Origin of the sequence: Clostridium nigeriense, from assembly GCF_050585265.1 — a bacterium.
GTDB lineage: Bacteria > Bacillota > Clostridia > Clostridiales > Clostridiaceae > Clostridium > Clostridium nigeriense_B.
The window spans coordinates 20022-44868 of the sequence record NZ_JBNOOE010000014.1 but is presented as its reverse complement, the minus strand read 5'-3'; the positions used below and the strand labels follow the sequence as shown (position 1 = coordinate 44868).

The following is a 24847-nucleotide window of genomic DNA, read 5'->3' as shown; positions in this document are numbered from 1 at the left end:
ATTTAAATTGCAATTAATAATATGATATATTGAAATAGTATTTATGTTTTTAAGGAAGTGGTTAAATGAGCAAATATAAGATAATAATGACTGGAGGAGGAACAGCTGGGCATGTTACTCCTAACTTAGCTTTAGTACCAAAGTTAAAAGAAAAAGGTTTTGATATAAAATATATAGGAAGTAAAGATGGGATAGAAAAAGAAATTATAGGAGATGCAAAGATACCTTACTATGAGATATCTTCAGGTAAACTTAGAAGGTATTTTGATTTTAAAAATTTTACTGATCCATTTAAAGTAATGAAGGGAGTTATGGAGGCAAATAAAATTTTAAAAAAAGAAAAACCGAATGTAATATTTTCCAAGGGTGGTTTTGTTGCAGTCCCAGTAGTTATTGCTGCGTCTATGAAAAAAATACCAGTAATATCTCATGAGTCTGATTTAACTCCAGGTCTTGCAAATAAATTATCTGCTCCTTTTTGTACAAAACTTTGTGTTACTTTCAGAGAAAGTTTAAAATACATAAAGGATGAAAAAGGAATATTAACAGGAACTCCTATTAGAGAAGAAATATTAAATGGAGATTATGAGAAAGGAAAAAGAATTTGTAATTTTAAAGATAATAAAGAAATTCTACTTGTCATAGGAGGAAGTCTAGGAGCTAATAGTATAAATGAGGCTGTTAGAAAGAACTTAGATGAAATTCTTAAGAGTTATAATATAATTCATATTTGTGGGAAAAATAATTTAGATAATAAATTAAAAAATAAAAAAGGATATCTTCAGTTTGAATATGTTAAAGAAGAATTGCCTCATTTATTAAAGTTTGCTGATTATGTTATATCTAGAGCAGGTGCTAATGTAATTTTTGAATTATTAGCTTTAAATAAGCCAACACTTTTAATTCCATTATCAAAGAGAATAAGTAGAGGAGATCAAATATTAAATGCTAATTCTTTTGAAAAAGAAGGATATTCACTGGTTCTTGATGAAGATGAAATGATTGAAAATGAAAAAAAATTACTTATAAAGCTAAAAGAATTAAAAGAAAATAAGGATATTTTAGTGAAAAATATGAAAAAAAGTTGTATAAGTAATGGTATTAACTCAATTTTGGAAGTAATTATAAATAGTATAGAGTTAAATAAGTAAAATAAGACCTCATTGGAATGGGTGAACAATATTGTACCAATATGGGATGTATAAAACTTGCAAAATTTTAATAGTGTTATATAATTAAATAGTAAGTGTAAAAATAGGTAATATGTATCCCAAAAAATGACTTTTTTGGTCAAGGATGAGGTGATGTATTTATGAAAAAAATTTCTATTATCTATTGGAGTAATGGAGGAAATGTTGAAGTCCTTGCAAATTCAATTGCAGAAGGTACTAAAAACCTAAATGCTGAAGTGAACATAAAACATGTTTGTGATGCAACAGTTGAAGATGTAACAGAAGCTGATTCAGTTGCCTTTGGTAGTCCTTCAATGGATAACAATAGAATTGAACAACATGAGATGGAGCCATTTATAAACCAATTTAAATTGTTACCTAATAAACAAAAGAAAATTGTATTATTTGGATCATATGGATGGGATGATGGTCAATTCATGATTGATTGGGTTCAACGCATGAAGGATTATGACTTTAATGTTGTAGGACACATCGCCGTTAAAGAATCACCAAGTAATGAAGAATTAGAAAATGCTAAAAAACTTGGTGAGGAATTAGCAAAATAATTCTTTAGGGGATAAGACATAAATAATAGTACTTATATAGGGGTTAAGTACTTAGACTTCAGTATAAAGAATTGAATCTTTTCTTACAAATTATTTATTCTTAAATTTAGAATACAGTGTTAAATTCCTGTATTTAGCTTATTATAAAATTTTTATATATAAGGAAGAGAGGTCAAACATGATGAGAAAAATGAAAACTATGGATGGTAATACAGCTGCCGCTCATATATCTTATGCTTTTACAGAAGTAGCTGCTATATTCCCAATCACACCATCTTCACCAATGGCTGAACACGTTGATGAATGGGCTGCACAAGGAAGAAAGAACATATTTGGTCAACCTGTTAAGGTAATGGAAATGCAATCAGAAGCAGGAGCAGCTGGTGCAGTTCATGGATCTTTACAAGCAGGTGCATTAACAACAACATATACTGCATCTCAAGGATTATTATTAATGATTCCAAATATGTACAAGATAGCTGGTGAAATGCTTCCAACAGTATTCCACGTATCAGCAAGAGCTTTAGCAACTTCTTCATTAAGTATATTTGGAGATCACCAAGATGTTATGGCTGCAAGACAAACTGGTTTTGCTATGCTTGCAGAAGGATCAGTTCAAGAAGTTATGGATTTATCAGCAGTAGCTCACTTAACTTCAATTAAAACTAGAATTCCTTTCATGAATTTCTTTGATGGATTTAGAACTTCACATGAAATTCAAAAAATAGAAGTTTTAGAATATGATGAATTAGCTAATTTAGTAGATCATGAAGCATTAGCAGGATTCAGAACAAGAGCATTAAACCCTAATAACCCTGTTACAAGAGGTACTGCTCAAAACCCAGATATCTACTTCCAAACTAGAGAATCTGTAAATAGATTCTATGAAGATATTCCAGAAGTAGTTGAAAGCTACATGGCTGAAATAACTAAATTAACAGGAAGAGAGTATCACTGTTTCGATTATTATGGAGCACCAGATGCTGATAGAATAATTGTTACAATGGGTTCTTCAACTGATGTTGCTGAAGAAACAGTAGATTACTTAAATGCTAAGGGAGAAAAAGTTGGTGTAGTTAAAGTAAGACTATATAGACCATTCTCTACTGAAAGACTATTAAAGGTTATACCAGCTACAGTTAAATCTATAGCTGTTTTAGATAGAACAAAAGAACCAGGTTCAATTGGAGAACCATTATATTTAGATGTTAAGAGTGCATTCTATGGAAGAGAAAATGCTCCAGTTATTGTTGGAGGAAGATATGGTTTAGGTTCTAAGGATCCAAACCCAGCAGATTTAGCAGCAGTTTTTGCTAACTTAACTAAGGAAACTCCAAAGGATGGATTTACAATTTCAATAGTTGATGATGTAACTAACACTTCATTAGAAGCAGTTGCAGATATCGATGCTACTCCAGAAGGAACAAAAGCATGTAAGTTCTGGGGATTAGGATCAGATGGTACTGTTGGTGCCAACAAGAGTGCTATTAAAATTATCGGGGACCATACTGATATGTATGCTCAAGGATACTTCTCATATGACTCAAAGAAATCTGGTGGTATAACAGTATCTCACTTAAGATTCGGTAAGAAGCCAATTAAGTCACCATATTTAGTTCACAAAGCTGATTTCGTTGCTTGTCACAATCAAGCTTATGTTTACAAATACGATGTATTAGAAGGATTAAAGAATAATGGTAAGTTCTTATTAAATACAATCTGGACTCCAGAAGAAGTTAATGAAAAATTACCAGCTGCAATGAAGAAATATATTGCAGAAAATAATATTGAATTCTATACATTAAATGCTGTTAAGATAGCTCAAGAAATTGGACTTGGCGGAAGAATCAACATGATAATGCAAGCAGCATTCTTTAAGATTGCTAACATTATTCCAGTTGAAGATGCTGTTAAGTACTTAAAAGATGCTGTTGTAACATCTTATGGTAAAAAAGGTGAAAAAGTTGTTAACATGAACTTTGCTGCTATAGATAAAGGTGTTGAATCTATAGTTAGAATAGATGTTCCAGCTGATTGGAAAGATGCTAAGGATGAAGCTAAAGAAGATAGAAATGACATTCCAGCATTTATTAAGAATATAGTTGAGCCAATAAATGCTCAAAAAGGATTTGACCTTCCAGTTTCAGCATTCGATGGAATGGAAGATGGTACATTTATGGCTGGTACTGCTGCTTATGAAAAGAGAGGTATAGCTATCAATGTTCCAGAATGGCAACAAGATAAATGTATCCAATGTAACCAATGTGCATATGTTTGTCCACATGCTGTAATAAGACCATTCTTATTAACAGAAGATGAAAAGACAAATGCACCAGAATCAATGAAGGTAGTACCTGCAAAGGCATTAAGAACAGAAGAACCAACATTCTACACTATTGGAGTTACTCCATTAGACTGTACAGGATGTGGAAACTGTGCTCAAGTATGTCCAGCACCAGGTAAGGCTTTAATAATGAAACCACTTGCTACTCAAGAAGAACAAATAGAAGCTTGGGATTATGCAATTAAGGATGTTAAACCTAAGAAAAACCCAATGAACAAGAATACTGTTAAGGGTAGCCAATTTGAACAACCATTATTCGAATTCTCAGGAGCTTGTGCAGGTTGTGGTGAAACTCCATATGCTAAGCTTGTAACTCAATTATTCGGAGATAGAATGATGATTGCTAATGCTACTGGATGTTCTTCAATTTGGGGTGGTTCAGTACCATCAACTCCATATACAGTAAATCATGAAGGAAATGGTCCAGCTTGGGCAAATTCATTATTTGAAGATAATGCTGAATTTGGATTAGGTATGTTCTTAGGAGTTAAGGCTATAAGAGAAAGAATAGCTGATAATATGCAAAAAGCTTTAGAAGTAGAAACTTCAGAAGAAGTTAAAGCAGTACTTCAAGACTGGTTAGATAATATGAACAGTGGAGAAGGAACTAGAGATAGAGCTAATAGAGTAGTAGCTGCATTACAAAATGTTGATGCTGACTATGCAAGAGAAATCTTAAAGGATAAAGAATTCTTAGTTAAGAGATCTCAATGGATCTTCGGAGGAGATGGATGGGCTTATGACATCGGATATGGTGGATTAGACCACGTTCTAGCTTCAGGAGAAGACGTAAATGTTCTTGTATTTGATACAGAAATATATTCAAATACAGGAGGACAATCTTCTAAGTCAACTCCAACTGCTGCAATAGCTAAATTTGCTGCATCAGGTAAGAAGACTAAGAAGAAAGACCTTGGAATGATGGCTATGACATATGGATATGTATATGTAGCACAAATTTCAATGGGAGCTGATAAGAACCAAACTCTTAAAGCAATAGCTGAAGCAGAAGCTTACAATGGACCATCATTAATTATAGCTTATGCTCCATGTATCAGTCATGGTATTAAGACTGGTATGGCTAATAGCCAAGAAGAAGCTAAGAAAGCTGTTGAATGTGGATATTGGGGATTATATAGATATAACCCAACATTAGTTGGAACTAAGAATCCATTCTCATTAGATTCTAAGGAACCAAAATCAAGCTTCAGAGAATTCTTAATGGGAGAAGTAAGATATGCTTCACTTGCAAAAGCATTCCCAGAACAAGCAGAAGCTTTATTTGAAAAGACAGAAAAGGATGCTATGGATAGATTAGCAAACTACAAGAGATTAGCTGAACAACAATAGTTTTTAAAAATAAGGGGCTATTTCTAGCCCCTTATTTTTTATTATTTATAAAATAATAAAAAAATTTAAATCTTTTACTTTTAATTTTTATAAATTAAGGGTAGAATTAAATAGAATATTAGTCTCATTAAAGGAGGATTATTGAAATGGAAAATGAAAAGAAATGTGGATGTCACGAAGAAGAAAATACATGTGGATGTGGACATGATCATGGACATGAACATAATGATGAATGTGGATGTGGAGAAGATCATCATGAACACTTTGTAGTTGATCTAGAAGATGATAATGGAAATGTAATATCTTGTCCAATAATTGATGCATTTGAATTTGAAGAGAATGAATATATTTTAGCTCAAGATCCTAATGAAGATTCAGTTTACTTATTTAGATCATTAGAAGATGGAGAATTAATAATTCCAGAAGAAGATGAATTTGATAGAGTATCAAAATTCTATAGCGAAGAATTAGCAGAATAAAAATATTTAAAAAGACACATTAGTGTCTTTTTTTATTGTCATTTTATATTAATAATGATATATTTTTAATATAAACTTAAGAAATAAGGTGTTGAAATGAAATATGCAGATTTACATATTCATTCTAATTATTCAGATGGCAATATGACACCAGAAGATATTATTAATATAGCTAGAGAATCAGGGGTAAAGAGTATTTCAATAACTGATCATGATTCAATTGCTTCACAATATGTTGTGGAGAAAGAATATACTGATATAACAGTTATACCTGGTATAGAATTAAGCACTGAATATGAGGATTTTGAACTTCATATATTAGGATATTTTATTAATATGAATGATAGTAATTTAATTAATATTGTAGATAAATTAAATAAATCAAGAATAGAAAGAATTGAAGAAATACTTTTTAATCTAAAAAAACATGATATTAAGTTAGAATTAGATGATTTAGATGTAGATTTAAATTCTACAGTAGGAAGAAGTCATGTTGCTAATGCAATGGTAAGAAAAGGATATTTTGAAAATTATAAGGCAGCTTTTACTAATTATTTAGTTAAAGGAAAACCAGCTTATGTTAAGGGATATAAGCTTAATTATAAAGAGGCTATTAAAGTTATTAGTAATGCAGGAGGAATAGCAGTTCTTGCCCATCCTGGACAAATTTATAAAGCTTCAGCTGTAGAAAGTATAATTAAAAATTTGAAGTTTTACGGATTAAAGGGCGTTGAAGTATATCATCCGAGTCATACAAGAGAACAAACTAATAATTTTCATAATTTATGCAAGAAATATAAATTGTTAGTAACTGGTGGCAGTGATTTTCATGGAAAAGAAGGATGTAAAGAAAATTTAATAGGCAGTTTTGGTATTAGTGAAAATTTATTTAATAAATTAATTAATTCAAAAAAATAAATGGGGGGTATAAAAATGGATTTATCTAATAAGGCAAAGCAAATTAATCCATCAATAACATTAGAAATTACAGCAAAAGCAAAGGAATTAAAAGAAGCAGGAATCGATGTAGTAAGTTTTGGAGCAGGAGAACCAGATTTTAATACTCCTAATAACATTATAAAAGCTGCTGTAAGAGCTATGGAGGAAGGAAAAACAAAATACACACCAACTAGTGGTATTTTAGATTTAAGAAAAGCAATTTGCTATAAGTTTAAAAATGATAATGGTTTATTATATAATCCAAGTCAAATAGTAGTATCTACAGGAGCAAAACAAAGCTTAGCTAATGCTTTTTTAGGGATACTAAATGAAGGAGATGAGGTAATAATTCCGGTTCCTTATTGGGTAAGTTATCCTGAACTAGTTAAACTAGCAGATGGAGTACCTGTATTTGTAAATACATTAAAGCAAAATGATTATAAATATACCATTGAAGATTTAAAAAAGGTAGTTACAAATAAAACTAAGGCTATATTAATTAATAGTCCTAATAATCCAACAGGAAGTATTTATTCAAGAGAGGAATTAATAGAAATTGCAGAATTTGCAAAAGATAATAATTTAATTATAATATCAGATGAAATTTATGAAAAGTTAATTTACGATGATAAAGAGCATATAAGTATAGCATCTCTATCAGAAGATGCTTATAATAGAACTATTGTAATTAATGGATTATCAAAGTCTTATGCTATGACAGGATGGAGAGTTGGTTATTCAGCATCTAGTGAGGAAATAGCGAAGCTTATGAGTAGTATTCAAAGTCATGTGACTTCAAATGTGAATTCTATTTCTCAATATGCAGCTGTTGAAGCATTAACTGGACCACAAGATAGTATTAAAGCAATGATAGAAGAGTTTGAAAAGCGAAGAAATTATATGATTAATAGAATTAGTAAAATAGAAGGAGTATCATATATTAAACCAAGAGGGGCATTTTATATAATGGTTTATATAGGAGATTTCTACGGAAAAACTATAGGAGGTACTTTAATTAAATCTTCTTTAGATTTTTCAAAGAGTATATTAGAAGAAGAAAAGGTTGCAGTAATACCAGGAATAGCATTTGGATTAGATCAATATATAAGATTATCTTATGCAACATCTATGGAAGTAATACAAGAAGGTTTAGACAGATTAGAAAGTTATTTAAAAAAATTAAAGTAATTTATATTTTAAACTAGGCTGTCATTTTGGCAGCCAATTTTTATTATAATATAAATTATAATTATTTGAATTTTAAATTGTATTACTTTGGAGGATCTATATATTTTATGTTTAAAAATAACAAATTTTAGTATATAATTAACTATGAAAACTTAGGAGGAAAAAGAATTGGATAAATTAGCGATATTTGATGTAGACTATACAATAACAAGAAAAGAAACATTAATAGAATTATATAAATATGTCGTATCAAAAGATATAAAAAATATCAGATTTTTACCAAGAGCTATATATAGCGGGATTATGTATAAAATTGGTGTATATGATGAGAAAAAAGTTAAAGAGTCCTTTCTTAAGTTTATAGATAATATAGATGAAAAAGATTTGTCAATTTTAGTTAAAAATTATTATAGAGATGTTTTAGAAAATATTTTATATCAAGATGCAATAAGTATGATGAGAAAATTAAAGGGACAAGGATATAAGGTATATTTGATATCTGCATCTCCAGAATTTTATCTAAATGAGCTATATTCAATTAAAGAAGTAGATGTAATTATAGGAACCAGATTTTCTATGACAGATGGAAAATTTCTAAGAAAAATGGATGGTGCTAATTGTAAGGGGGAAGAAAAGGTAAAAAGATTAAAAGAATTTTTAAATAATGAAAATATAGAGGTTGATTATAAAAATTCTTATATGTTTTCAGATTCCTTATCAGATAAACCACTTTTAGATTTAGTTGGAAATGCATATTTAATTAATTATAAAAAGAAAAGCAATTTTGAAATATTAAAATGGAAGTAATATGGAGGAAGTCATGGAAGCTATTTTGCAATATTATTTAGAAGATGGGCATTTAGAGCCTATAAGTAATTATACAAATGATACAAAGGAAAAGGGAAGAATTATATATGAAGTAATAAGAGTTATAAATAAAGCTCCTTTATTTTATGAAGACCATATTAAGAGATTAGAATCATCCTTTAGACTGATGGAGAAGCCATTTTCCTATAAATACGATAAGATAAAGGAATATTTAACTAAATTAATTGATGCTAACGATGTTATAAATGGAAATATAAAATTAACTTTCGATGTTAAAACAGACACTATGAAGGTTTTTAGTATAAAGCATAGCTATCCTAGTGAGGAGTTATATAAGACAGGTGTCAAAACTATTCTTTATCATGGAGAAAGAAATAACCCTAATGCTAAGGTTGTTGATAGTAGTTTTAGAGAAAAGGTAACTAAGGAAATTAATAGTGCAGAAGCTTTTGAAGCTATTTTAGTCAATAATGAAGGGTATATAACAGAAGGTAGCAAATCCAATATATTTATGGTAAAAGAAGGTGTTTTATATACATCACCCTTAGAAGAAGTTTTGCCAGGAGTTACTAGAGGAAGAATTATAGCACTAGCAAAGTCTTTGGGAATTGGATTTGAAGAAAAGAATATTAGGTATAATGATGTTAAAGATTTTGAGGCTATGTTCATTTCAGGAACATCTCCAAAGATACTTCCAATAAGAATAGTTGACGATATTAATCTTAATGTAGAAAATGAGACTATTCAAAAATTAATAAGAGAATTTGATAAAGGAATAGAAGAATATATTAAAAAATTTAATAAATAAATTGTAAGTTAGAGCAATATAGCAATTAATTTGTTATATTGCTTTTTATTCTTTATATAAATATAGACATAAGAAGTATTTTTAGATATACTAAATTAGTTGTTAAATATAATGATACTAAATAGTATTGGTTAAAAATAGATTTATATTTAAATTTATTTTTATTAAAAAGGAAGATAGGTGAAAATCCTACACAGTGCCGCTACTGTATTTAGGGAGTGTTATTTCAAAATAATCCATTGAACATATAGTTTGAGAAGGAGAAATAACATTATGATCTATAAGTCAGGAGACTTGCCAATGCTATAATATCGGTACTCTTCGGTAAAAGAGTGATATTAATTAAATATCAAATAATAACTAAGGGTATCCTATATCTTTATATTAAATGAAATATAAAATGATAAAAGGAGAAGAAAAATGAAAAAATTAAAAAACTTAACAGCAATTCTATTAAGCGTAATGCTTATCTTAGTTCTCGTTTCTTGTGGTACAGGAAATCAAGAAAAAGCAAATGATTCTTCTAATGGACAAGTTCAATCAAATGATGACTCACATTATCCAGTAACTATAACAACTTATAATTATTCAAAGGAACCAGTAGAATTAATTTTTTATAAGGCACCAGAAAAAGTTGTAGCTATTTATCAAAATTCTATTGAAACAATGTTAGCATTAGGATTAGAAGATAAAATTGTTGCAGCTGCGGGTCTTGATCATGATGTTAAAGATGAATATAAAGAGGCTTTTAGTAAAATAAATTATTTAGAAGAATTTACGCCATCAAAAGAAACTATAATAATGGAAGAACCAGACTTTATATTAGGATGGTATTCTTTATTTGATAATAAAAGATTAGGTGATATTGACTATTGGAATGAAAGTGGAGTAAATACATATATTTCATTAAATAGTGGAGCAGCTAAAGAAAGAACAATAGAAAATGAAATAACAGATATATTAAATATAGGTAAGATTTTTAATGTAGAAGACAAAGCACAAGCTATAGTAGATAATATTACATCTACTATTAAGGAAGTATCTGAAAAGGTAAGTAGTGAAGAAAAACAAAGTGCTATGGTAGTAGAGTTCTATGATGAAGATATCTATACATATGGATCTAAGACCTTAGCAGGAGATATGTTAACACAATTAGGAGCAGAAATTTTAAATCCAGAAGGTGGGAATATAGGTGCAGAAGATTTAATAAAGTTAAATCCTGATTGTATTTTTGTTTCTTATATGGATAGAGGAGACGAAAATATTGCTCTTGAAGAAGTTAATAAAGTTTTAAATAATCCTGCATTTGCAAGTCTTTCAGCAGTTAAAAATGGAAGAGTGTATGCTATTCCATTAGGAGATATGTACTCTAGTGGAATAAGAACTATAGACGGTATAAATACTTTTGCAAGTGGGTTATATGGAAATGAATAATAAGTTTATTAAGGAAGTTCCTATTTATATAGGAACTTCTATTATACTATTAATTATACTTTTTCTATCTATAGGATTATCTGTCACTATAGGTTCAGTTGATATTACTGTAAAAGAAGTGTATAAAGTTATATTATATAAATTATTTAAAATAGGAGATTCATCAGTTTCTACAGGACCTATAGCAGATGTAGTATGGCTTATAAGAATGCCAAGAATAGTTTTAGCTATTGAAGTTGGAGCAGGGTTATCAGTAGTTGGGATAGTAATGCAAGCAATAGTTAAAAATCCTTTGGCAGATCCATATATTTTAGGAGTATCGTCCGGGGCATCCTTAGGAGCAACACTTTCAGTAGTACTTGGTATAGGGAGTGTGTTTGGTAGTAATTCAATTGGATTTATGGGATTTATTGGGGCGTTTTCAATTTCTATATTAGTTTTAGCTTTATCTAATATAGGAGGAAGAAGCAATTCTATAAAGCTACTGTTAGCAGGTATGGCATTAAGTTCTGTTTGTAGTTCCTTTTCTAGTTTTTTAGTTTATATATCAGATGATTCACAGAAATTAAAAACTATAACTTTTTGGCTTATGGGAAGTTTAGCTGGAGCTAAGTGGAATGAAATAATTATTATATTTCCAATTATTATTTTAGGAACAATATTTTTTATAACTCAGTATAGAACGTTAAATTTAATGTTGTTAGGTGATGAAGTATCAATTACTTTAGGTACAGATTTACATAAATATAGAATTATATATTTAGTAATAACTTCACTTATGATAGGAATGTTAGTATATGTATCAGGAATGATTGGCTTTATTGGTCTAATAATACCTCATATAGTGAGAATAATTTTTGGAACTAATCATAAAAAGATAATACCAATAGCTGCTTTATTAGGATCTATAATTTTAATATGGGCAGATGTGATTTCAAGGATTTTAATAAAGGGGACAGAAATACCTATTGGAATAGTCATATCAATAATAGGAGCTCCTTTGTTTGTATGGCTTATGATTAAAAAAAATTATGGTTTTGGTGGTAATAAGTAATGAATATAAAAGCAGAAAATATTAATGTTGTATTAGATAAGTTCAATATATTAAAGGGAATAAATATGGAAGTAGATAATAAAGAGTTTGTAGGGATAATAGGTCCTAATGGCAGTGGAAAATCTACTTTCTTAAAGTGCTTATATAGAGTATTGAAGCCAAGCAAAGGTATAATAAAATTAGATGGAATTGATATGAAAAGTATATCAGTAAAAGAAAGTTCAAAAATGGTAGGAGTATTGTCTCAGCATAATAATTATAATTTTGATTTTACTGTTAAAGATATTGTTTTAATGGGAAGATCACCACATAAAAAATTTATGGAAAGAGATAATAAGGAAGATTATGATATTGTAAATAATGCTTTAAAAAATGTTGATATGCTAGATTTAAAAGATAGAACTTTTCAAAGTCTATCAGGTGGAGAGCAACAAAGAGTAATTCTTGCAAGAGCATTAGCACAAAATCCTAAGTGCTTAATATTGGATGAGCCAACAAATCATTTGGATATAAAGTATCAATTACAACTTATGAAAATAGTTAGAAATTTAAATATAGAAGTTATTGCAGCTATTCATGATCTAAATATTGCAGCTATGTATTGTGATAAAATATTTGTCTTAAAAGATGGAGAAATTATTAAATACGGAAAGCCAAAAAATGTTTTGACAAAGGAACTTATAAAAGATGTTTACGAGGTAGATTCAAAAATAATAGTAGACAATGAAAGAGTCCATATTTCTTATTTATTATAAATAATATTTTAGTTGATTATAAATTAATTAAAAATAAATAACAAAAGGATACCTAAGGTATCCTTTTGTTATTTATTAAGAATTTATAGCTGCAGTTATTGGTGGGACTACTTGTTTCTTTCTTGAAAGTACACCATCTAAGAAAGCAGTACTAGCATTTAAAGTAACATTAAATGCTTTTTCAGCTATTTCTGGTTTATCTCCAGCTACTAAAATTTGTGATCCTTCGTTAAGAATATCAGTTAATAATAGTAAAGTCATATCTAAACCATCTTCTTTAGCCTTTGTAGTCATATAAGTTAACATTTCGTCTTTTAATGGCATAAATCCTTCTATATCCATAGTGTTAACTTGTGCGATACCAACTTTAGTTTCTCCAATTGTAAATGGCTTAAAGTCTTGGTTAAAGATTTCTTCAACTGTTTTTCCTTTAAGTGAAGTACCAGCTTTAAACATTTCCTTAGCGAATTCTTCAACGTTTATTCCTGCAATTTCAGCAAGCTTTAAGCAAGTTTGTTTATCTTGTGGAGTACAAGTTGGACTTCTAAATAATAATGTATCAGAAATTATTGCACCACATAAAAGCCCAGCAGCTTGTTTAGAAGGTCTAATTCCATTTTCAAAGAAGCATTTACCAACTATTGTAGAAGTACTTCCAATAGGTTCACTTCTAAAGTATAATGGGCCGCTAGTTTGAATATCAGCTACTCTATGGTGATCTATAATTTCTAAGATATCAGCATCTTCTAATCCATCAACTGATTGACCTCTTTCATTATGGTCAACTTGAATTATTTTCTTTCTATAGTTTGAAATTAAGTGATATCTTGACATAGTACCAATTACTTTGTCATTTGAATCTATAACAGGATAGCTTCTAAATCTGGTTTCAATCATTACTGGTTTAACATCATCAACTAACTCTTCAGTTGAAAAGGTTACTAAATTATCCTTAATCATTACATATCCAACAGGGATACTTTGAATTATAAGTCTTGATGCAGTAAATGAATCATGAGGTGTTGTTATAACACTTATATTAGATTTCTTAGCTTTTTCAATTATTTTATCTGTAGGTGTATGTGATCCTGTTATAATCATAAGAGAAATATCTAAGTCTAATAATGCGTTTTGAACCTCCTCTCTATCACCAACTATTGCTATATCACCAGCATCTATGTGATCTTTCATACTTTCAGGTTTCATAGCAGTAACTACTATCTTACCAGGAAAATGTTTAGTATTAGGATTAGTATATATTTCTTTTGCTGATAATGTATCTACTATGTTATTAAAAGTAGTATTACTCTTTGCTAAAATTCTGTTATCCCAAATATCCATATAGCAAGAAGTTAAGTTTGAAATAGCTAAAACACCTAGTAAATGATTGTTTTCATCTGCTACAGGAAGAGTCTTTATATTTTTTTCTCTCATTATGTTCCAAGCCATTTTTAAAGATATTTCAGGTGATACTGGAGTAATCTTATCAAATTCAAGATCTTCCACCTTTAATTTTACGGTTTTCAATAATTGAGGAGCTTCTACTCCAAAATAATCAAGAATATATTGAGTTTCTCTATTTACATTTCCAAGTCTAACTGGAATAGCAGGTAAATTGCTGCCTGTCTTATTTTTAAATTCAGCATATGCATAAGCAGCACATATTGAATCTGAATCTGGATTTTTATGTCCAGTTACATATATTACATCTTTCAAGATATTACCCTCCTTAGTTTATTATTCATCTATACATATTCTATATTTATCTTAATGATTTGTAAAGATGCCTAATAGAAGTATATGTAGAAATTTGTTATATAAACAATAACTTATTAATTAAAATTTAGTGAAAATTTCAAAAAAAATCATATCTTTAAATTTACTAAATATAATATATAGAAACTATTATAAGGAGGACAACCGGTGATACAAGAACGAGAAATATCTAGGGGTCTATCTACAAAGGAAGCAGAGAAGAGACAAAATACATATGGGCTAAATGAAATATCCCATAAGAAGAAAACATCACCTATAGTAATATTCTTATCTCAATTTAATGACTTTATAGTTTGGGTATTAATAGCAGCAACTGTGATATCAGGTTTAATGGGAGACACAGCAGATGCTATAACAATACTTATAATAGTAGTTGTAAATGCAATTATGGGTTTTGTTCAAGAGTATAGAACAGAAAAATCTCTTGAGGCATTAAAGGAGCTTGCTGCCCCTACATGTAAAGTTATTAGAGATGGAGTTTTAAGAGTAATTAACTCTATAGAGGTTACATTAGGCGATTTAGTAATTTTAGAAGCTGGAGATAGAATACCGGCTGATGGTTCATTTATAGAAGCATCAGGAACAATGGTAGATGAATCACTTTTAACAGGTGAATCAGTTGGAGTTTCAAAAGATTCAAGAAAAGGAAAGAACCAAGGATTTATGGGAACAACAATATTAAAAGGAAGAGCTATCTTACTTGTTGATGGAATTGGAATGAATACTGAAATGGGTAAAATAGCAAATCTCTTAGATAATATTGAAGAAGAAAAATCTCCTTTAAGAGAGAGGTTGGATTCACTTGGAAAAATTCTAGTAGCACTTTGCTTAGTTATTTGTACTGTAGTAACTATTCTTGGAATACTTAGAGGAAATGAAATAGCAGAAATGTTTTTACTTGGTGTTTCTTTAGCGGTAGCTGCAATACCAGAGGGATTAGCAGCAATAGTTACAGTTGCATTAGCTTTAGGTGTATCTAGAATGTTAAAGAAAAATGCATTAGTTAGAAAATTGCCTGCAGTAGAAACATTAGGTTGTACATCTGTAATATGTTCTGATAAAACTGGAACATTAACGCAAAATAAGATGACAGTTAAAGAAATATATATGAATGGGAAAATATATGATTTAGATAAGGATGAATTAAATAACCATTCAACTATAATGAAGGCTTTAATTTATTGTAATGATTGTAATTATGATTTTAATGTTAAAAACATAGATAGGGCTTTATATGGAGATCCAACAGAAACAGCTTTAGTAAAAGCTTTCTTTAGTGACGTTAATATGTTAAAGGCTTTTATGACAAATTCCAATAGAGTTTTTGATATTCCTTTTGATTCTACTAGAAAAATGATGAGTGTTATAGTGAGAGAAGGGTCTAAGGAAGTTTGCTATATGAAAGGAGCTCCAGAAAGAGTAATAGAAAGATGCACACATATACTTGAAAATGGGACTATTAAACCTTTAACTTCTCAAAAAAAAAGACAAGTTGCTTCATATATAGAAGCTATGTCTAATAGAGCTTTAAGATGTATTGCAGCTGCTTACAAAGAAACGGGATTAGTTAAAAGCGATAATTTAGAAAAAGATTTAATCTTCTTAGGAGTTGCAGGTAGTATTGATCCTCCAAGGATTGAAGTTAGAGATGCTGTATTAAAATGTAAGCTTGCTGGTATAAAGCCAGTTATGATTACAGGAGATCATAAGAATACTGCTTTAGCCATAGCTAAATCTATAAATATTTGTAATACAGATGATCAAGCAATTACTGGAGAAGAAATAGAAAAAATAAGTGATGAAGATTTAGTTAAAAAAGTTAAGAATATTAGAGTTTTTGCAAGGGTATCACCACATCATAAGCTTAGAATTGTTAAGGCTTTTAAGAAGCAAAATAATATTGTAGCAATGACTGGAGATGGTGTAAATGATGCACCAGCTATTAAAGAGGCTGATATAGGAATAGCCATGGGTATATCGGGAACAGATGTTACAAAGGAAGCAGCATCAATGGTACTTATGGATGATAACTTTGCAACTATAGTTTCTGCAGTAGAAGAAGGAAGGGTAATATACGATAATATAAGAAAATTTATAAGATATTTATTATCTTGTAATTTAGGAGAAGTTTTAACTATGTTCCTAGCATCTATTTTTTATTTGCCAAATCCTTTAACGCCAATACAAATACTATTTGTAAATTTAGCAACTGATGGACTTCCAGCTATTGCACTTGGTGTAGATCCTCCTGATAAGGATATAATGATGCAACAGCCAAGGGAAAAAGGAGAAAGTATATTTGCTAGAGGATTATGGTCAAAAATAGTAATTAGAGGATGCTTAATTGGAATTTGTACATTATTATCTTTTATGACAGGAAGGCTTTATGGGATGGATTTAGCAACTTGTAGAACGCTAGCTTTAATAACATTAGTTATGTCTCAGCTTTTACATGTATTTGAATGTAGATCTGAAAGACACTCAATTTTTGAAATTAAGATATTTACTAATCCATACTTAGTTGGAGCTGTTTTAGTGTCTGTAACTATGGTATGTTCAATTTTATATATTCCTTTCTTAGCAGGAGTTTTTAATACTGTTCCATTAGATTTAGGACAATGGGGAATAGTTTTATTCTATTCAGGGGTAATATTTATAATAAATAGTGTGTATTTATTTATTAAAACTAAAAAATAATTAGATAAAAAATAGGAGCAAAATTTGCTTCTATTTTTTTATGTGTATCCAAAATAAAAACACTTGTATATAAAACAAAAACATGATATTATAAATTTAAGGGTAATAAACCAAGATTTGGGGTGATTTTATGAGGTTTATTAGTACTAGAGGAGTAGAGAAATGGATACCTTCCTCCCAGGCAATTATAAACGGAATATCTAAAGATGGTGGACTATGTGTTCCAGTAAGTTTTCCTAACTTATTTGAGAAAATTAAAGAAAAAATAGATATGACTTATGAGGAAGTTGCCTTTGAAGTTATAAAAGAGTTTTTCACAGACTTTTCAAATGAGGAAATAAAAGATGCAATAAGCAAAGCATATGAAAATCGATTTAAAGTAGTAGAGAAAAATGGTTTTCTAGAATTATATCATGGACCAACTTCAGCATTTAAAGATGCAGCTTTATTATTTCTTCCTCAAATTATGAGCTTAGCAAAGAAAAAGCTCAATATTAATGAAGAAATAGTTATATTGGCAGCTACTTCAGGAGATACAGGAAAAGCTGCTTTAGAAGGATTTAAAGATGTAGAAGGATTTAGGGTGATGGTATATTATCCCAAAGAGGGAGTAAGTCCAGTTCAAGAAATGCAAATGGTAACTCAAGAGGGAAGAAATGTAAGAGTAGTCGGAATTAAGGGCAATTTCGATGATGCTCAAAGAGGAGTCAAAGAAATATTTGGGGATAATGAATTTAAAGAAGAACTTCTTAAAATGAATTATAGGCTTTCTTCGGCTAACTCAATTAATATTGGAAGATTAATACCACAAATAATTTATTATTTTTATGGTTATCTTAAATTAGTCAATAAGCAACAAATAAAAATAGGGGATAAAATAAATATAGTAGTTCCTACTGGAAACTTCGGAAATATACTAGCTGCATATTATGCAAGGGAAATGGGGCTTCCTGTTGCAAAGTTTATATGTGCATCTAATGAAAATAATGTTCTTTCTGACTTTTTTAATAAAGGGGTATACGATAAGAGAAGGGATCTTATATTAACAGAATCGCCTTCTATGGATATACTAGTTTCATCTAACTTAGAAAGACTATTATTTGAAGCAAGTGGTAGGGATGCTAATGAAATCAAAGACTTAATGAAAGAGTTAAGTGATAATGGAGTATACACTGTTAATGAAAAGATTAAAAAAGGGTTAAAAGACTTTTATGGAAATTATGCCAAAAATGAAGAAGTTTATAATGCAATAAATTATTTATATAATGAAGAGGGTTATTTAGTTGATACTCATACTGCAGTAGCTTATGTAGTTCTGAATAAATATATAAGAGATACTGAAGATACAACACCATACTTAATTGCTTCAACAGCCAGTCCATATAAATTTCCAAGAAGCATTTCAAATGCTTTAAAAATGGAAGTGAATAATATTGATGATTTTGAAGTTATTGAGAAATTATATAATTTTTCCAAAGTGGAAGTTCCAAATAATTTAAAAGGATTAAATAATAAAGAAATTATTTATAATTTTATATCAGAAACAAATGATTTGAAAAATGCCCTTTTGAGTTTTTTAGGAGATAGTAATGATAAAGGTTAGAGTTCCAGCAACTTCAGCTAATATGGGACCAGGTTTTGATACTTTAGGTATAGCTTTTAATTTATATAATGAATTTGAATTTTCAGAGGATACTAAAGAAATTAAATTTTATGGGTTTAAAGAAGAGTATTCAAATGAAGATAATATAGTGTATAAGGCTATGAAAGCTTGTTTTGATAAGTGTAATTATAAACCTAAAGGTTTAAAAATAGCTTTAATTAAAGAAGAGATTCCTATATCAAGAGGCTTAGGCTCAAGCTCTACCTGTATTGTAGCTGGACTTTTAGGGGCAAATCAAATTATGGGAAATCCATTAAGTATTGAGGAACTTTTTAAAATTGGAGTTGAGATAGAAGGTCATCCTGACAATATAGCTCCAGCTTTTTTTGGAGGAATGGTTGTATCTATTGTAGAAAATAAAAATGTGTTTTATAATAAAATAGATGTAAAAGAAGGAATTAGTTTTGTAGCGTTAATTCCAGATTTTGAGCTATCTACATCATTAGCAAGAAAGGTATTACCTACTGATGTAGGGTTTAAAGAGGCAATATATAATATAAGTAGGGTATCTTTAATGATATCGGCCTTTGCAAATGGAAAGTATGAACTATTAAAATATAGTTGCAAGGATGCTATGCATGAAAAGTATAGAAGTCATTTAATAAAAAACTATGATTTAGTTTATAGTAAGTGTATATCTCTAGGAGCCTTAAGTTGCTTTTTAAGTGGGGCAGGGCCAACGATTATGGCTATTATTAAAAGTAATGATGAGGATATAGTTGATAATATTAAATCTTTTTTTTATTATGAAGATATATCTTGGGATGTAAAGGAGTTTTGTATAGATAATTGGGGGGCTATGGTATATTAAGGTGGTACTAATGAAGGGTAATTTTTTGATTGTTGATAAAAGAGCCTTACCAGATGTTTATGAAAAAGTAGTTGATGCAAAAAGATTACTTAAAGAGGGTAAGGTTAAAGACGTTACCGAAGCAGCTAAAACTGTTAATATTAGTAGAAGTGTTTATTATAAATATAAAGATACAGTTTTTGAACTTGTAGAAACAGATCAAGGGCAAAAGGTAACAATAAATATGATGATAAATGATAATAAGGGTGTACTTTCAGGAATATTAAATTTTATTTCTGAGGAAGGTGGAAGTATTATAACTATAAACCAAGGTATACCAATGAATAAAAAAGCTAACGTAAGTTTAACTATTAATATTTCATCTATTAATGGAGACTTAACTACATTAATGGAAGGATTGTCAAAATTAAAGGATGTTGAAAAAGTTGAATTTGTAGCAATGGAATAAACTTTCTTTAGAAAGTTTTGATATCACGCGTAAAAAAAGGCTATTTTAATATAGCCTTTTTTTAATGGATATGAAGTTTAGATAGAAATATCTTTATTTATTTTTAGAAATTTGATATATTAATTTTAAATCTATTGTAAAATACTAAAGGGAGGGATAAACTTTGGAAATTTATTTTGACAATAGTGCAACAACAAAACCATATAAAGAAGTTATAGAAAATACAGCGAAGGCTATGGAGGAATATTACGGTAATCCATCATCTCTTCATAAGATAGGAATAAAAGCCGAAAAGAAAATAAATGAGGCAAGGGAATTTATAGGTAAAAGTATAAATGCATCAAAGGATGAAATATATTTTACATCAGGTGGTAGTGAAGGAAATAATTTGATAGTTAAGGGGTTGGCAAAACCTGGACACCATATAATTACTACTAATTTTGAGCATCATTCAATTTTAATGACTTATAAGGAACTTGAAAAAAATGGAGTTAAGGTAACATATTTAAATTTAGACAAGGATGGTAGAATATCATTAGATGAGTTAGAAAAGGCCATTACTAAAGATACTGTATTAATTACAATAATTCATGTAAATAATGAAATGGGAGCAATTCAAAATTTAGAGGAAATAGGTAAGCTTATAAAAAATAAGAGTTCTAGGGCAAGATTTCATGTTGATGCAGTACAATCTTATGGAAAGTTAAATATAGATGTTAAAAAAATGAATATAGACATGTTAACAGCAGCTGGTCATAAAATTCATGGACCAAAGGGTGTTGGCTTTACTTTTATTAAGAAAGGTATAGTATTAAATCCTTTAATAAATGGTGGAAGTCAAGAAGGTGGAATAAGAGGTGGTACTCATAATGTGCCAGGAATTATAGGATTACATAAGGCTGCTGAAATAACTATGGAAAATATTAATTCTAGTTTTGAATATGTAAAATCTATTAAAGAATATATGATAAATAGATTAAGTGAGATAGATAATATAAGAATTAATAGTCCTTTAAGAGATGACTTTACACCATATATATTAAACGTTTCTTTTGTAGGTGTTAGGGCAGAGGTTTTACTTCATTTATTAGAAGAAAATAATATATATGTAGCAACAGGTTCTGCATGTACTTCAAAGACTAGTGCAGCGAAAGGAAGTTATGTAATTAAAGCTTTAGGATTAAGTAATAAAGAAATTGAAAGTGCTATAAGATTTTCATTTTCAAAGTTTAATACAAAAGAAGAAGTAGATAAAGTTATAGAAGTTTTAAAAAGTTCATTAACATTTTTAAGGAGAGTTAGAAGATGAATAAATTAATACTAGTAAAATATGCATCAGAAATTTTTTTAAAGGGCTTAAATAGAAATAAGTTCGAAAAAAAATTAAGAGATAATATTAAGAAAAAATTAAAGGGAATAGAATATACTTTAATTTCAGATCAAGGAAGATATTTTATTAAAGCCGATGACATTGAAGAAGCTACTGAAAGAGTAAGAAAGGTTTTTGGTGTAGCTGAAGTTTGTATAGTTACTGAAGTACCAAGAGATATGCAAGCTATTAAGGAAGAAGCTTTAAATAAGGTTAAAGAAGCTAATCCAAAGAATTTTAAAATTGAAACTAATAGAGCTAATAAGGCATTTCCAAAGAATTCTTTAGAAACATCTAAAGAAGTTGGAGCTTTCGTAGTTTATAATATGAATGGATTAGAAGTTAAAGTTAAAAATCCAGAGTGTTTAGTAAATATAGAGATTAGAGAAAATGCATACATATATACTACAAAAGATAAAATAAAAGGTGTTGGTGGACTTCCATATGGAATAAATGGTAGTACAATGCTTATGCTATCAGGTGGTATTGATTCACCAGTTGCAGGCTATTTAATGGCTAAAAGAGGTGTTGAATTACACTGTGTATATTATCATAGTCACCCATATACTTCTGAAAGAGCAAAGGATAAGGTTAAAGACTTAGCTAAGATATTATCTAATTATACTGAAAGAGTTAATTTACATATAGTACCTTTTACAGAAATTCAAATGGCTATAATAAATGGGTGTAGAGAAGATGAGTTAACTATAATAATGAGAAGATTTATGATGAGAGTGGCTTGCTCATTAGCTGAAAAGTATGGAATACAATCAGTAGCTACAGGAGAAAGTATAGGCCAAGTTGCAAGTCAAACTATGGAAGGTTTAATGGTAAGTAACGATTGTGCAGATAGACCTGTATTTAGACCTCTAATAGCAATGGATAAAACTGATATTATGGATATTGCAAGAGAAATTGGAACTTACGAAACATCTATCTTACCATATGAAGACTGTTGTACAATATTTGTACCTAAACATCCAAAAACTAAACCAAGAGTAGATTTAATAAGAAAATCAGAAGAAGTATTAAATATTGAAGAATTAGTTAATAAGGCTATTGAAGAAACAGAACTTGTAGTATTTAACTAGTAAAACAACTGTCTCTAGATATTGGAGGCAGTTATTTTAATTTAGAGCAATAAACTAAAATAGGAATTTAGTTAAACTAAATTCCTATACAAATTATACATTTCTATTTTCTGTAGAGAGAAATATTATTTTATTATCTAGCTCTCATTCTTGTTGCTTGTTGTCTTGCTTTTTTAAGCTGGCTATGATCAAATGGTTGTAGGTCTTTTTTAGTAGTTAGATTAGCTATATTAGAAATAGTAATTACTTCAGAATCAGCCTTACCTTTTTCACCTTCGATTCCCATGATAATAACCTTATGACCTTGTTTAACATCAATAAAAGTAGGCTTTTTAAACCATTTTCTAACCTTATATTGAGTTTTAACTACACCTTTACCCATATCTGGTTTAATTAAAATATGAGCAGTTAATTTTCTTATAATTCCTAATATATTTTTTTCTTCAATTTTTATAGATAAAACAGTACCAGCTGTACTAGTCATTCTATCTCCATATTTTTCCATATATGCATCTGTGAAGTATTTACTCATTTTATCTTTGAAACCCATAATTAAAACTCCTTTATATCTATGAATTATTCTATAATAAACAATTATAATACCAAGGTCATTATAACATAATTAGAGTATTAATAAAATAAAAAATTGAATTTATTATTTTTCAATTTCGTTTAAAATTTTAATAGTAAGTTTTCACTTTATAATATTATTTGCTTATAAAATATTTATTATTACAATATAGGAAAGATAATATAGGAGTGATATAATTTTAATCATATTAATTAACATTTTAAGAAGGGATGACAAAGATGAATATAATATTTAATGAATCAACAAAAGTAGCTTTATTAGAGAAATTAGAGGAGAGTAAATATAATAATATTAGAGTTAAGGTAGTTGCAGTCGGTTGTGGAAAGCCAGCATATGATCTTTATGCAGATTATGTAACTGAAGATGATTTTGAAGTTATTATAGATGGAGTTAGCTTTGTAATTTCAAAAAAAGATGAAAAATTATGTAATGACATAGAAATAAAATATGACAAAGAAACATATAACAATGGATTTTATATAAGAAGTATATAATTTGATATAGAAGAATAAAAAGTGAAGAATTAAGTTTAAAACAATTTAATTAGTATTAAAATAATAGAATTAGGGTAGTATTACAATAAAAATACTACCCTAATTTTTTCATAATATTAAGAGGACACTGATTACTGTATCCTTTTGTATTATTAACCATTCTATATATTTTTATACAAGAATAATAAAATTTATTTTAGGGAAACAATAGATTATTTAAACATATTATGTACTATCCATACTTTTAGATAAAAGGAGAAGATACTAATGAAAATATGTTTAAAAAAGGTAGAAAATATGTCTTGCTGCAAAGAATTTAATTTAATTATTTGTGCTGATGGATGTATAGGAAGAAAAATTAGAAGAAATTTGCCAAAGTGTATATGTGGTGATGGAATAAAAATTAATATTATAGTTACTGGGTGTGATGGTGTTTTAGAGGCTCCAGCTTTACCATGTAATAATTTAATTGCTATTTCTAGTCCAATTAGAGTAATAAGAAAAAATCCTTGTTGCAAAGAAATACGTGAGTCATGTTGTGATGATTTTAACATGGATAGTTTTAAATTTGGAGTAGAAGACTTTAATGATAGCTGTAATATGATGGATAGTTTTGTTCCAGAAACATGTGCTCCACAAGAGTTTGCAATAATAGTAAGATCTTTTAGTCCAGCTATATCACAATTTTTATGTGAATTTCCTCAAATGTTTATAACAGATTGTGATAAAACTGTAAAGTTAATTATTATTTTTGATAAAAATGGAAGTGTTTTTGCACCACAAAATAACTGTGGATGTGGCTTTGGTGGTGGATGCGGCTTTGGTAGCGGATGCGGTTTTGACGGCGGATGTGGCTTTGGCGGTGGATGCGGCTTTGGCGGTGGTGGATTTTTTGGATTAGCAGCGCTTGCATTATTGTTCTGTTGTTAATAATTAAATAAACTAAGGATAAAGTTTAAGAGCCAAGATAAGTTTTTCTTACCTTGGCT

General features: G+C 29.1%; 21 protein-coding genes and 1 riboswitch. Of the genes, 19 read left to right on the top strand and 2 right to left on the bottom strand.

The features are described 5' to 3' along the window. The first annotated feature begins 65 nt into the window (after positions 1-65). The 11 genes from ACQPVP_RS12825 (at position 66) to ACQPVP_RS12775 (ending at position 12917) form a co-directional block, all read left to right on the top strand. The gene (locus ACQPVP_RS12825) at positions 66-1151 is read left to right on the top strand and encodes an undecaprenyldiphospho-muramoylpentapeptide beta-N-acetylglucosaminyltransferase (protein ID WP_430850539.1); all 1086 of its coding nucleotides are present in this window, start codon (positions 66-68) and stop codon (positions 1149-1151) included. A gap of 161 nt (positions 1152-1312) precedes the next feature. Beyond that, entirely contained in the window at positions 1313-1738 is a 426-nt protein-coding gene (locus tag ACQPVP_RS12820; RefSeq protein ID WP_430850537.1) for a flavodoxin, read from the top strand. 181 nt (positions 1739-1919) lie between these two features. After that, positions 1920-5432, top strand: coding sequence for a pyruvate:ferredoxin (flavodoxin) oxidoreductase (nifJ, locus tag ACQPVP_RS12815; protein ID WP_430850611.1), 3513 nt, complete (start codon positions 1920-1922; stop codon positions 5430-5432). Between the two features lie 146 nt (positions 5433-5578). Beyond that, positions 5579-5911, top strand: a complete 333-nt coding sequence (locus ACQPVP_RS12810) for a DUF1292 domain-containing protein (protein WP_430850535.1) — start codon at positions 5579-5581, stop codon at positions 5909-5911. A 96-nt stretch (positions 5912-6007) separates the two neighbouring features. Then, the gene (locus ACQPVP_RS12805) at positions 6008-6829 is read left to right on the top strand and encodes a PHP domain-containing protein (RefSeq protein ID WP_430850533.1); all 822 of its coding nucleotides are present in this window, start codon (positions 6008-6010) and stop codon (positions 6827-6829) included. A 15-nt stretch (positions 6830-6844) separates the two neighbouring features. Beyond that, positions 6845-8038: a pyridoxal phosphate-dependent aminotransferase gene (locus tag ACQPVP_RS12800; protein ID WP_430850531.1), complete on the top strand. Its 1194-nt coding sequence runs from the start codon at positions 6845-6847 to the stop codon at positions 8036-8038. A 168-nt stretch (positions 8039-8206) separates the two neighbouring features. Further along, entirely contained in the window at positions 8207-8845 is a 639-nt protein-coding gene (locus ACQPVP_RS12795; protein ID WP_430850529.1) for an HAD-IB family hydrolase, read from the top strand. Between the two features lie 13 nt (positions 8846-8858). Beyond that, positions 8859-9674, top strand: a complete 816-nt coding sequence (locus tag ACQPVP_RS12790) for an aminotransferase class IV (protein WP_430850527.1) — start codon at positions 8859-8861, stop codon at positions 9672-9674. Positions 9675-9785: 111 nt separating this feature from the next. Further along, positions 9786-9990: riboswitch (cobalamin riboswitch) on the top strand. Between the two features lie 104 nt (positions 9991-10094). Continuing rightward, positions 10095-11108 (top strand): ABC transporter substrate-binding protein, encoded by a 1014-nt coding sequence (locus ACQPVP_RS12785; protein ID WP_430850525.1) that lies wholly within the window; start codon positions 10095-10097, stop codon positions 11106-11108. After that, positions 11095-12162, top strand: a complete 1068-nt coding sequence (locus ACQPVP_RS12780) for a FecCD family ABC transporter permease (RefSeq protein WP_430850523.1) — start codon at positions 11095-11097, stop codon at positions 12160-12162. The genes ACQPVP_RS12785 and ACQPVP_RS12780 overlap by 14 nt, the downstream gene beginning before the upstream one ends. Next, positions 12162-12917 carry an ABC transporter ATP-binding protein gene (locus tag ACQPVP_RS12775; protein ID WP_430850521.1) on the top strand — a complete coding sequence of 252 codons (756 nt, stop codon included), beginning with the start codon at positions 12162-12164 and terminating at the stop codon, positions 12915-12917. Before ACQPVP_RS12780 ends, ACQPVP_RS12775 begins: the two co-directional genes overlap by 1 nt. Positions 12918-12992: 75 nt before the next feature. Here the strand turns inward: ACQPVP_RS12775 and ACQPVP_RS12770 are convergent, their stop codons facing one another. Continuing rightward, the gene (locus tag ACQPVP_RS12770; protein WP_430850519.1) at positions 12993-14633 is read right to left on the bottom strand and encodes a putative manganese-dependent inorganic diphosphatase; all 1641 of its coding nucleotides are present in this window, start codon (positions 14631-14633) and stop codon (positions 12993-12995) included. A gap of 207 nt (positions 14634-14840) precedes the next feature. Here ACQPVP_RS12770 and ACQPVP_RS12765 point away from each other — a divergent pair, with 207 nt between their 5' ends. The 6 genes from ACQPVP_RS12765 (at position 14841) to thiI (ending at position 22772) form a co-directional block, all read left to right on the top strand. After that, positions 14841-17390: a calcium-translocating P-type ATPase, SERCA-type gene (locus ACQPVP_RS12765; RefSeq protein ID WP_430850517.1), complete on the top strand. Its 2550-nt coding sequence runs from the start codon at positions 14841-14843 to the stop codon at positions 17388-17390. 130 nt (positions 17391-17520) lie between these two features. After that, entirely contained in the window at positions 17521-18993 is a 1473-nt protein-coding gene (thrC, locus tag ACQPVP_RS12760; protein WP_430850515.1) for a threonine synthase, read from the top strand. Next, complete coding sequence (thrB, locus tag ACQPVP_RS12755; RefSeq protein ID WP_430850513.1) at positions 18980-19864, top strand: homoserine kinase; 885 nt, start codon at positions 18980-18982, stop codon at positions 19862-19864. Before thrC ends, thrB begins: the two co-directional genes overlap by 14 nt. Positions 19865-19874: 10 nt before the next feature. Beyond that, on the top strand, positions 19875-20312 hold the full coding sequence (locus ACQPVP_RS12750; RefSeq protein WP_430841250.1) for an ACT domain-containing protein: 438 nt from the start codon (positions 19875-19877) through the stop codon (positions 20310-20312). Positions 20313-20475: 163 nt separating this feature from the next. Further along, positions 20476-21621 carry a cysteine desulfurase family protein gene (locus ACQPVP_RS12745; RefSeq protein ID WP_430850512.1) on the top strand — a complete coding sequence of 382 codons (1146 nt, stop codon included), beginning with the start codon at positions 20476-20478 and terminating at the stop codon, positions 21619-21621. After that, positions 21618-22772, top strand: coding sequence for a tRNA uracil 4-sulfurtransferase ThiI (gene thiI, locus ACQPVP_RS12740; protein WP_430850510.1), 1155 nt, complete (start codon positions 21618-21620; stop codon positions 22770-22772). The genes ACQPVP_RS12745 and thiI overlap by 4 nt, the downstream gene beginning before the upstream one ends. Positions 22773-22905: 133 nt before the next feature. Here the strand turns inward: thiI and ACQPVP_RS12735 are convergent, their stop codons facing one another. Then, entirely contained in the window at positions 22906-23322 is a 417-nt protein-coding gene (locus ACQPVP_RS12735; RefSeq protein WP_430850508.1) for a hypothetical protein, read from the bottom strand. A gap of 260 nt (positions 23323-23582) precedes the next feature. Between ACQPVP_RS12735 and ACQPVP_RS12730 the strand changes: the two genes are divergently transcribed. Together ACQPVP_RS12730 and ACQPVP_RS12725 are read left to right on the top strand one after the other, a co-directional pair. Further along, complete coding sequence (locus ACQPVP_RS12730; RefSeq protein ID WP_430850506.1) at positions 23583-23858, top strand: hypothetical protein; 276 nt, start codon at positions 23583-23585, stop codon at positions 23856-23858. 267 nt (positions 23859-24125) lie between these two features. After that, positions 24126-24788 (top strand): hypothetical protein, encoded by a 663-nt coding sequence (locus ACQPVP_RS12725; RefSeq protein ID WP_430850504.1) that lies wholly within the window; start codon positions 24126-24128, stop codon positions 24786-24788. The last annotated feature ends 59 nt before the right edge of the window (positions 24789-24847 follow it).